General features: G+C 43.3%; 9 protein-coding genes. 1 reads left to right on the top strand and 8 read right to left on the bottom strand.

All coding sequences use genetic code 11. The features are described from left to right. Positions 1-486: 486 nt before the first annotated feature. From Q0I54_RS12155 to tig, 8 genes are all read right to left on the bottom strand, one after another. The gene (locus tag Q0I54_RS12155) at positions 487-1,296 is read right to left on the bottom strand and encodes a metal ABC transporter permease (protein ID WP_296118951.1); all 810 of its coding nucleotides are present in this window, start codon (positions 1,294-1,296) and stop codon (positions 487-489) included. Then, positions 1,297-2,133: a metal ABC transporter ATP-binding protein gene (locus Q0I54_RS12150; RefSeq protein WP_367270850.1), complete on the bottom strand. Its 837-nt coding sequence runs from the start codon at positions 2,131-2,133 to the stop codon at positions 1,297-1,299. Beyond that, positions 2,130-3,161 (bottom strand): metal ABC transporter substrate-binding protein, encoded by a 1,032-nt coding sequence (locus Q0I54_RS12145; protein ID WP_296118949.1) that lies wholly within the window; start codon positions 3,159-3,161, stop codon positions 2,130-2,132. Before Q0I54_RS12145 ends, Q0I54_RS12150 begins: the two co-directional genes overlap by 4 nt. Beyond that, on the bottom strand, positions 3,151-3,759 hold the full coding sequence (gene yihA, locus Q0I54_RS12140) for a ribosome biogenesis GTP-binding protein YihA/YsxC (protein ID WP_296118947.1): 609 nt from the start codon (positions 3,757-3,759) through the stop codon (positions 3,151-3,153). The genes Q0I54_RS12145 and yihA overlap by 11 nt, the downstream gene beginning before the upstream one ends. Next, positions 3,749-6,085 (bottom strand): endopeptidase La, encoded by a 2,337-nt coding sequence (gene lon / locus Q0I54_RS12135; RefSeq protein ID WP_296118945.1) that lies wholly within the window; start codon positions 6,083-6,085, stop codon positions 3,749-3,751. Before lon ends, yihA begins: the two co-directional genes overlap by 11 nt. Positions 6,086-6,177: 92 nt before the next feature. Continuing rightward, positions 6,178-7,437, bottom strand: coding sequence for an ATP-dependent Clp protease ATP-binding subunit ClpX (gene clpX, locus Q0I54_RS12130; protein WP_296118943.1), 1,260 nt, complete (start codon positions 7,435-7,437; stop codon positions 6,178-6,180). A gap of 24 nt (positions 7,438-7,461) precedes the next feature. Beyond that, a complete protein-coding gene (gene clpP / locus Q0I54_RS12125) occupies positions 7,462-8,046 on the bottom strand; it encodes an ATP-dependent Clp endopeptidase proteolytic subunit ClpP (protein ID WP_296118941.1) in 585 nt (194 codons plus the stop codon). 178 nt (positions 8,047-8,224) lie between these two features. Then, positions 8,225-9,571, bottom strand: coding sequence for a trigger factor (tig, locus tag Q0I54_RS12120; protein ID WP_296118940.1), 1,347 nt, complete (start codon positions 9,569-9,571; stop codon positions 8,225-8,227). Positions 9,572-9,877: 306 nt separating this feature from the next. Here tig and deoD point away from each other — a divergent pair, with 306 nt between their 5' ends. Continuing rightward, positions 9,878-10,600 carry a purine-nucleoside phosphorylase gene (gene deoD, locus Q0I54_RS12115; protein ID WP_296118939.1) on the top strand — a complete coding sequence of 241 codons (723 nt, stop codon included), beginning with the start codon at positions 9,878-9,880 and terminating at the stop codon, positions 10,598-10,600. Positions 10,601-10,862: the final 262 nt, after the last annotated feature.

Here is a 10,862-nt window from a genome sequence, read left to right as displayed (position 1 = left end):
TTGCCGCTATTGTGCGAATTGTGCCAATTATTTGTGCAATTCTTGTTTTCAGGGCTTGTGTTGGAAATTTACTTTATATAAAAAGAAATCGGTGCCTCCTTCTGTGACAGCTAACCGTTCGCTACCTTCGTTTTACTTCGGTTTTATCGCGCTCACTTCCAACTCCGATAAAAGCTGGTCGTTTCCCGCTCGCGCAAAACTCGCAAAACTCAGTCGCTTACTGAACCGCTTGCCCCAGAAGGAGGCTCCGATTTCTTCATTTACACTGTGAAAGTAAAACAGCCTTCAGTTTATGGCATAGGCGTAAATAAACGCCAGGCAGGCAATTTTTCCTCGGCAGGCGATTGTTGCTAGGTTAATAACTAGCATTTTCTCAACTTAAATGGCGCACCAATTTATTTTTTCTTGATGAGCGATTGTTAGCCAGCAAGACAAAATAAATTGGTGCGCCTTCAGTAACCTATAAATTTTTCACCACACAAATAATTATCGGTTTCTGCCGTAAAAATAAGTCGCGAAGAAAATCACCGATGCAATAATCACGATCATCGGGCCGGTAGCCACATTTGTATAATAAGAAATAAACAATCCTACAATTCCGGAAAACATCGAAAACAAAATCGAAAAGAAATGATACTCTCTCAGGTTTTCTGAAATATTCCGGCTGGATGCCGCCGGCAGGATCAACAACGCATTGATGATCAGAATACCAACCCATTTAATGGACAGCATTACCATCAGCGCAATAAATACCGAAAACAGATTCTCAATCAACCGAATCCGAATATGTTTACTTTTTGCCAGTGTCCGATGCAGACTGATCGCCTGAAGACGGTTATAACACAAGATCCAGAACACCATGGTTGCAAGGAATATCAAAAACAGATACACAATCTCCCTGCGTGTAATACTTAAGATATCTCCTACCAACAGACTGGAATATTTACTGAAGTTTCCGCCACGGGACAAGATTGCCAGACCAATGGCGATACAACAGGAAGAAAACACAGAAATAATCGTATCCGTGGATGCCGTGCTCTTGCTTTTGATCCAGTTTAACAACAGTGCAAAAACGATACCGAAAATCACCATGGACAGATTCGTATCCGGAATACCAAATACCACGCCTACAGCAATTCCTGTCAGGGCAGAATGTCCCAGCGCATCAGAGAAAAACGCCATCTTATTGTTGACGATCATCGTTCCCAATATACCAAACAACGGTGTAATGATCAGCACCGCAATAAACGCACTGACCATAAAGTCATATTGAAACAAGGAAGTAATTCCACTCATTTACTCTTCCTCCTTCCATAAACCATGGCTGTGTTTCGGCATAGTAATCTCTTTTTTCTGCTGTTCTTTCACCTGACGGCTCGGTTTGTAATTTTCCAGATCAAATCTGCCAAATACCTGCTGAAATTCTTCGCTCTCATACACCTGACGCACGGTTCCCTGTTTTTTCACGGTTCTATCGATCAGGATAACCTGATCCGCGTACTGCGCCACATAATCCAGGTCATGTGAAATCAGAATGATGGCCAGGTCATAGTGTTTCTTCAGTTCGGAAATCGTATGATAAAATAGATCCATACCATTTTGGTCGATACCGGAAACCGGCTCATCCAAAAGGAGCAGGTTCGGCTCATCCATCACCGCCATGGACAGCAGTACACGCTGCAATTCACCGCCGGACAGATTACACACCTGTTTATCGATCAGATCTTCCGCCTTAAAAATCGCCAGATGTTCTTTTATTTTCGCATATACTTTTTTACTTTTTTTCCAGAAAACCGGATAACGGCTCTGATAACTTGCAATCATATCATACACGCTGATCGGTGTCTTTTTTTCAACATTCAGCGACTGTGGCACATAACCAATCTTCATTTTCTGCATATGACCATTTTCGCGGTCTTTGAACTCAATCGTTCCGCTGTGCGGAATATCGCCAAGGATTGCCTTGATCAACGTGGATTTTCCCGCACCGTTTTTTCCAATAAGGGCTGCCAGGGTTCCACAGTGGATATGCAGATTTACATGCTGCAAAATCGTCTGCTCACCAATAGTAACACCGATATCCTGCATTTTGATACAATGCAGACCACAGGGCTGTATAATTTTTTTCATCATTGGAATGCCTCTTTTAATTGTTTAATATTGTTTCTCATGCCTTCCAGATAACTGTCTGCTGAATAGTCTCCCCGTGTCAGTGTATCCAGATAAACGACTTTTACGCCGCTTTGTTTCGCTACCATTTCCCCCATATCCGTGCCATACAGTTCTTCTGCCAACACAACGGAAACATGATTATCCTCGATGGCATGCAGAATGTCAGCCACTTCGCCTGCACTGACCTGGCGTTCTTCATCCAGATTCATCTCACCTGCCAGTTGCAATCCGTATTCCTGCGCGATATATTCGTATGCCTCGTGAAAAATCACCACCGGCTGTGATGCAATCTGTGACGCAAGTTCTGCTGCCTCCTGCTGTAATTCCTGCACTTTTCCCTGATAAATCTGCGCATTTTCGGCATACTGCTCTGCATGAGCACTATCGGCTTCTGAAAGCCCGTTACAGATGTTCTGTACCTGAATCTGATAATCTGCTAAATTCATCCACGCATGTGCATTTTCATCCCCGTGGGAATGTTCCGAGTGATCATGGTCTTCGTGATCTGCATCTTCGTTTTCATGCAAATGCTCCTCTGAATCTGTATCCGTATCAGAATCGGAACCATGAGAATGAGATTCCTCGCTTCCTTCCGCGGATTCAAGCAAATCAATCCCATCACATGCCTGGACAATTTTCAGATTCGGATAGGACTCTGCCACATCGGATAAAAAGCTCTCGATGCCACCGCCATTTACAATAAACACATCTGCTTTGGACAACAGTTTCATATCTGCTGCCGTAAGCTGATAATCATGCAAACAGCCGGTCTGCGGCTCACTTAAGTTTTCCAGCGTAACGCCTTCCACATCCCCAATGACATTTTCTGCCGCAACGTACATTGGGTAAAAAGATGTTACCACCAACAGATCACCATCTTTTGCCTCTTCCTTCTTCTGTTCCGTTCTGACATATGCCATGGTCAGCACACTTCCAACAAACAGGATAACCGCCAGCAAAACTGCTGTAAATACATATTTATTCTTCATCTGACTCTCCTGAAGATGCTAAAATCTGATCTACCAGATCCCAGATTTCCTCTCTTCCCCGTTTGGTCTCAGCAGAAAACGGAATCAGAATGGCTCCTTTTTCTGTATTCAGCCCCAGACGGATCACTTTTAACTGCTTCTGCAGCTGGCTGCGTTTGATCTTATCCGCCTTTGTGGCAATGATGATTGGGTGAAATCCCTGATATACCATCCACTCGTACATCATTTTGTCATTTGCGGAAGGCTCATGACGGATATCCACCAGCAGAAACACTGCGCGCAGCTGCTCGGAACTGTTCAGATAATTCTCGATCATGGTACCCCATTTTTCTTTTTCCTTCTGGGATACTTTTGCAAATCCATATCCCGGGAGGTCCGTCAGATACAGTTCGTCATTAACATTGTAAAAATTGATGGTCTGTGTCTTACCCGGCTGACCAGAAGTACGCGCCAGTGCCTTGCGATTCATCAACGCATTGATCAGGGACGATTTTCCCACGTTTGATTTTCCTGCAAAGGCAATTTCCGGCTTCGTGTTTTTCGGTAATTTGCTGGTATAACCACATACCGTTTCCAGTGAAACATTTTTAATGATCATTGTTTTCTCCATTCATTGCTATTTTCAGCACATCTTCCATTGTTTTCACGTAACAAATCTGCAGACCTTCTTTGATCTCCTCTGAAATTTCTGCCACGTCCGCTTCATTCTGCGCCGGAACACATACGGTACGGATTCCGGCTACTTTCGCTGCCAGCAGTTTTTCTTTTAACCCACCGATTGGCAATACACGTCCGCGTAATGTAATTTCTCCGGTCATCGCCACATCCGCGCGCACCGGTTTCTTTGTGATAGCAGACAACATTGCCGTTGCCATGGTAATACCCGCAGACGGACCATCTTTTGGTACAGCCCCCTCCGGAATATGGATGTGAATATCATGTTTTGTAAAAAACTCTTCCGGAATGTCATACTGCTCACCTACCGAGCGGATATAACTGATTCCCGCCTGTGCAGATTCTTTCATCACATCGCCAAGCTGTCCGGTCAGTTTGAACTCGCCTTTTCCAGGCATGACATTGACTTCGATCTGAAGGGTATCTCCGCCAACGCTGGTCCACGCCAGTCCACGGACGATACCGATTTCATCCTGATCATTGATGCGATCTACATGAAAGCGCTCTTTTCCCAGATAATCTTCCAGATGATTCTTTTCCACATGTACTGCCATGCAGTTTCCTTCGTAAATCTCTCTGGCTGCTTTTCGGCAGATCTCGCCCAGTTTTCGCTCCAGATTACGCACACCGGCTTCTCTGGTGTATCCGCTGATGATCTGATGCATCGCTTCATCGGTAATGGTAAGCTGCTCTGCGCTCAGTCCGTTTTTCTCTTTCTGTTTTTCCAGCAGATGTTCTTTTGCAATATGCATTTTTTCATTTTCAGTATAACTGGACACTTCGATCAGTTCCATACGATCCAGCAACGGACGCGGAATCGTATGTACATCGTTGGCCGTCGCGATAAACAGCACTTCGGATAAATCCACCGGCATATCCACATAATGGTCGATAAACTTGGAATTCTGCTCAGAATCCAATACTTCAAGCATGGCCGAGGACGGATCGCCTTTGTAATCGCTGCTCATCTTGTCAATCTCATCCAGCAGCATCAGTGGATTTTTCACGCCTGACTGACGGATTCCCTGAATCAGTCGTCCAGGCATCGCTCCTACGTAAGTACGGCGGTGTCCACGGATTTCTGCCTCATCTTTCACGCCTCCAAGACAAATGCGGACATATTTTTTATTCAATGCTCTGGCAACGGATCGGGCAATACTTGTTTTACCGGTTCCTGGTGGTCCTACAAGACAGATGATCGGACTCTCACCACCTTTGGTCAGTCCGCGCACTGCCAGAAACTCCAGCACACGCTCTTTCACTTTTTCCAGACCATAGTGATCGTCATCCAAGATCTGTTCCGCATTTTTCAGATCTGTATTATCTTCTGATTTCTTATTCCACGGAAGATCCAGCAACGTCTCAATATAGCCGCGTACAACACTGCCTTCGGACGGACTGTTTGCCACGTTTTTAAAGCGGGCAATTTCTTTTTGAATCCGTTCTTTGACGGAATCATCTGCTTCCAGCTTTTCCAAAGTTTCCTCGAACTGTTTGATATCGGAAGTGGTATTGTCCTCTCCAAGCTCTTCCCGGATGACTTTCATTTCTTCCCTCAGAATATACTCTTTCTGATTTTTGTCTACCCGCTCTTTTACTTTTTCCTGCAGTTCATTTTTAATCTGCATGATATTAGTCTCATAAAGCAAAATCTGCATTAGAGCTTCGTACTGTTCTGTCACAGAGTCTGTCTCTAATAATTTCTGTCGTTTTTCATAACTGATTGGAAGGTTTCCGGCTACGATTCGGATGAAGCTGTGCAGCTCATTCAATCCATCTGCCTGCTTTTTCAATTCCTTTCCGATCTTCGGATTGGAGGAACAATATTTCAAAAGTTCTTCCTGTAATGCACGCAGCATGGCCTCCTCGACCTCCGGTGCAACAATTTCTTTTTCTTCACCTTCATCTGACAGCACAACCTGTGCTTTCAATAATTCATCATTGTCTATAAAATAAGCCAGCTCGGCTTTTTCTTTCGCCTCAACAATTACCCGCACGACATGATTCTGCATTTTAACGATCTGCTTAATTTCTGCAATGACACCAATTGCATACACATCATCCTGTGTAGCATTTTCGGTCTGCATATCCTTCTGTGTCACCAGAAAAATGCAGTTGTCCCCATTCATCGCCGTTTCCACTGCATGAATGGATTTTCGGGCACTGATATCAAAATGCGATACCACACCCGGCAGCAATACAGAGCCACGCAGGATCACGGCTGGTAATTCTTTCAAAATTTCACCCATCTTGTTCCTCTCTCTATGCCACAAGGGGCGGCGCCATATCTGACCCCGCCCTTGCAAAACGGGAAACACTTTTTAGCTGTATTTCCCTCTTTTTATTTCTCAGTTTCAATTGCCTGATTACGATACTCAAGGATTGCTTCTCCATTTCCCTCTACCATATCTTTTGTAATCGTGCATTTTTTAATGTTTTTATCAGATGGAATCCGATACATCAGATCCATCATGACATTTTCCATAATGGCACGCAGACCACGCGCACCAGTCTTCCGGTTGATAGTCAGATCTGCTACTGCATCCAAAGCACCATCCTCAAAAACAAGTTCTACTTCGTCTAAGGAGAACAGTTTCTGATACTGCTTTAACAAAGAATTTTTCGGCTCTTTTAAAATGCGGATCAGATCCTCACGTTCCAGTGCTTCCAGTGAAACAGTGATTGGCACACGTCCCATAAACTCCGGAATCATACCAAATTTCACGAAATCTTGCGGAAGCGCATCTTTCAGAAGTTCACTGATATTTTTATCATTTTCTCCTGTCAGTTCTGCATTAAATCCAATGGAACCACGATCCATGCGGTTTTCGATGATACGGTCAATCCCCTCGAACGCACCACCACAGATAAACAGAATATTCGTAGTATCAATTGGAATCAACTCCTGCTGCGGATGTTTTCTCCCCCCCTGCGGTGGAACAGACGCAACCGTGCCTTCCAGGATTTTTAACAATGCCTGCTGCACACCTTCACCGGAAACATCTCTTGTGATAGATGCATTTTCTGACTTACGTGTAATTTTATCAATCTCATCAATATAAATGATACCATATTCTGCTTTGGATACATCATAATCTGCTGCCTGAATGATCTTCAGCAGAATATTTTCCACATCTTCACCGACATATCCGGCTTCTGTCAATGTAGTTGCATCTGCAATTGCAAATGGTACATTCAGGATTTTTGCCAGTGTCTGCGCCAGCAATGTCTTGCCGGAGCCTGTCGGTCCAAGCATCAGGATATTACTTTTCTGCAGTTCTACATCCAGATCCGGTTCTGCCAGAATTCGTTTGTAATGATTGTATACCGCTACGGATAATACCTTCTTTGCCTCATCCTGTCCAATGACATAATCATCCAGAAACGCTTTCATTTCCTCCGGTGTCAGCAAATTGATATCCATACTGTCATTTTCTTCGTAATCCTGCATTTCCTCTTCTAAAATATCATTACACGTCTCGATACACTCATCACAGATATAGATGCCTGCCGGTCCCGCGATCAGTTTGTGTACCTGATCCTGGGTTTTATTACAAAAAGAGCAACGTATTTTATCGCCCTGATTTATTCTTCCTGCCATTCAATCTTACTCCCACGCTACATTTTACTGTCTGTTTGTGATTACGGCATCAATCAAACCGTAAGCTTTTGCTTCTTCTGCAGTCAAATAGTTATCACGCTCAGTATCCGCAGCTACTACTTCGTAAGGCTGGCCTGTATTTTCAGATAAAATACGGTTTAAGCGTTCTTTTGTCTTCAGAATATTCTCTGCTACGATCTGAATATCCGTAGCCTGTCCTTTTGCTCCACCGGACGGCTGATGGATCATGATCTCAGCATTTGGAAGTGCGTAACGTTTTCCTTTTGTTCCGCCTGCCAGTAAGAATGCGCCCATGCTTGCTGCCATTCCGATACAGATTGTGGAAACATCGCATTTGATGTACTGCATGGTATCGTAAATAGCCAGACCACAGGAAACCACTCCTCCCGGAGAGTTGATATATAACTGAATGTCTTTGCCCGGATCTTCAGACTCAAGGAACAGAAGCTGTGCTACAATCAGGCTTGCTGTTGTCTCATTTACTTCTTCTCCCAGGAAAATGATTCTATCTTTTAACAGTCTGGAATAAATATCATAATTCCGCTCGCCTCTGCTTGTCTGCTCAACAACGTAAGGTACTAAACTCATATTGCTACCTCCTACTATTTTTAGTATTTTTCAGAATTCTTCACTTCGATAGATATTTTTCATATTTCTCCATGCTTTGTCTGAAAAAACATGAAAAGCAGACCGGCCTCGCCGGCACGATCTGCTTTTGTATTATTCACTTTGTAATAGAGGATTTCATCCCCTGTTTTTGTGAGAATTATTCAGCGGTTTCTGCCTCAGCAGCTTCTGCTTCTTTCTCTTTTTTTGTTTTTGCTTTTGCACGAGGTTTTACAGAGTCTGTGATCAGTTCAACTGCTTTCTGTACAGCCAGATCCTGTTTCATGTTCTCTTTCTCATCCTCGCCCATGTACTCTTTGAGTTTGTCAGCTTCCATGTTGTACATTGCTGCCATTTTCTCGATCTCAGCATCTACATCTGCATCTGTGATCTCAATGTTCTCTTCTTTCGCAATCTGCTCAAGAACAAGGCTGCTCTTGATACGTGTGATCGCATCTGGACGAACCTGCTCTTTTAACTGATCCAGTGTCAGACCGGAGAACTGCAGATACTGATCCATGGACAGTCCCTGCTGAGCCATCTGCTGTGCGAACTGATTGATCATATTCTCACACTGTGTATCGATCATTGCATCCGGAAGTTCCATTGTGGATTTGTCTACGATCTTATCGATTGCTTCATCCTGGTATGCACGTTTGATCTCGTTCTGTTTCTGCTCTTCTAATTTAGCTTTTACATCAGCTTTGTACTCATCAACGGTATCGAACTCAGATACATCCTGAACAAACTCATCATCAAGCTCCGGAATCTCTTTTGCTTTGATCTCATGGATTTTAACTTTGAATGTAGCTTCTTTTCCAGCGAGGTCTTCTGCATGATACTCTTCCGGGAATGTTACATTTACATCCACATCATCACCAGCGTTTTTACCGATCAGCTGATCTTCGAATCCCGGGATGAAGCTTCCGGAACCGATCTCTAAGGAATGGTTCTCGCCTTTGCCGCCTTCAAATGCAACACCATCTACAAATCCTTCGAAGTCGATCACTGCTGTATCGCCGTTCTCAATCGCACGATCTTCAACGTTGATTGTTCTTGCATTTTTCTCACGCTCTTTGTCGATTGCTGCTGTTACATCTTCATCTGTTACAGTTCCGTCTACTTTCGTAACTGTTACACCAATGTATTTTCCAAGTGTTACTTCCGGTTTTGTAGCAACTTCTGCTGTGAAGATGAACGGTTTGCCTTTCTCGATCTGAGTAATATCAACAACCGGTCTGGATACGATATCCTCTCCACACTCTTTTGCTGCATCAGCATATGCCTGCGGAATTAATGCATTTGCTGCATCTTCATAAAATACGCCTGCGCCATACATTTTCTCTACCATAGCTCTCGGAACTTTTCCTTTACGGAATCCTGGCATGCTGATATTTTTTTTCTGTCTGTTATATGCTTCCTGAAGTGCTTTCTCAAGTTCTTCTGCTGCAACTTCAATGGTAAGCTTTACTGTATTTTTTTCTAACTTTTCCACCTGTACGCTCATTCTGACAATTTCCTCCTTTATATATATGTAGTCACGTGTAATTTCTTTGAAAAAGGTATACTTTAACTACTTACAGTCATTTTTGGATTATAACACACTGGTTTTACAATTGCAAGCGATATTCGATTTGCGCCATATATAGCCTTTTCCATGATATGATTTGGGTGTCAAAACACCCAAATCTTGATTACACGGATTGCTCCGTGCTTTGGAACTGTAACCGACAAACTTTATTGACATTTTATTTTTCATCACGTATAGTGAAATTTGTAAAATAAATTATTCATATCCTAGGAGGAATTAGACATGATTTCAACACCTTCCGCATGTATTGTTGCTGATAAAGAAAAGGTTGCCAAAGTGGTTCTTATGCCTGGCGATCCTCTGCGCGCAAAATATATTGCTGAAAAATATCTGGAGGAACCTGAATTATTCAATACTGTTCGTAACATGTACGGTTACACAGGTACTTACAAAGGAAAACGCATCTCTGTTATGGGAAGCGGCATGGGTATTCCATCCATGACTTTATATGCACATGAGCTGTACAACTTTTTTGATGTAGATTCTATCATCCGCGTAGGTTCTGCCGGTGCGCTTCGTGATGATATGAAAGTACGCGACGTAGTAATTGCTATGAGTGCATCTACGAACTCCAAATTCGATGTACAGTACGGATTCCCGGGAACACTTGCTCCGACTGCAGATTTTGATCTTCTGAACGATGCCGTATCTGTATGCAAAGAGAGAGAAGCAAGTGTAAAAGTCGGCAATGTATTTACCACTGACGTATTCTATAATGCAGATTCCAATATTCCATCACTGTGCCGTGATCTTGGTATGCTCTGCGTAGAAATGGAGACAGCAGGCATTTACTGGGAAGCAGTTGCATCTCATAAGAAAGCATTAAGTATCCTGTCCATCTCTGATCACATGTTCCGTCACGAAGAACTGACCGCTCTCGAGCGTCAGGAATCTTTTGATGAAATGATCGAGATTGCGCTCGAAACTGCATGGAGAAGCCTGTAATTTCATCCTGCAGGAACGACAGTCATACAGTCTTTTATTACGAAAACCGCTCAATATCTATATAAGGAAGTCTCCGGCTTTCATTGCGTAAAGCAATTAGCCGGGGACTTTCTTACTATTATTTCAAAAATTATGATACAATCATTGAAAGATGTTGGTGTCAAAATCCAGGGAGGAAAACAACGTGGAGAAAAAACGGATTCGGGACTTTGGAATTGTACCCGGAAGAGTGAAAACAGGAAAAAGAAATGCGATTACGGAT

Origin of the sequence: uncultured Eubacterium sp. (assembly GCF_934295145.1) — a bacterium.
Taxonomy (GTDB): domain Bacteria; phylum Bacillota; class Clostridia; order Lachnospirales; family Lachnospiraceae; genus Eubacterium_I.
The sequence above is the reverse complement of the archived record's forward strand: the minus strand, read 5'-3'. Positions and strand labels throughout refer to the sequence as shown.

Coding starts and splice junctions, on each gene's coding strand:
- Q0I54_RS12145 (WP_296118949.1), bottom strand. CDS start 3,161: ATGAAGAATAAATATGTATTTACAGCAGTTTTGCTGGCGGTTATCCTG.
- tig (WP_296118940.1), bottom strand. CDS start 9,571: ATGAGCGTACAGGTGGAAAAGTTAGAAAAAAATACAGTAAAGCTTACC.
- deoD (WP_296118939.1), top strand. CDS start 9,878: ATGATTTCAACACCTTCCGCATGTATTGTTGCTGATAAAGAAAAGGTT.
- Q0I54_RS12150 (WP_367270850.1), bottom strand. CDS start 2,133: ATGATGAAAAAAATTATACAGCCCTGTGGTCTGCATTGTATCAAAATG.
- Q0I54_RS12155 (WP_296118951.1), bottom strand. CDS start 1,296: ATGAGTGGAATTACTTCCTTGTTTCAATATGACTTTATGGTCAGTGCG.
- lon (WP_296118945.1), bottom strand. CDS start 6,085: ATGGGTGAAATTTTGAAAGAATTACCAGCCGTGATCCTGCGTGGCTCT.
- clpP (WP_296118941.1), bottom strand. CDS start 8,046: ATGAGTTTAGTACCTTACGTTGTTGAGCAGACAAGCAGAGGCGAGCGG.
- yihA (WP_296118947.1), bottom strand. CDS start 3,759: ATGATCATTAAAAATGTTTCACTGGAAACGGTATGTGGTTATACCAGC.
- clpX (WP_296118943.1), bottom strand. CDS start 7,437: ATGGCAGGAAGAATAAATCAGGGCGATAAAATACGTTGCTCTTTTTGT.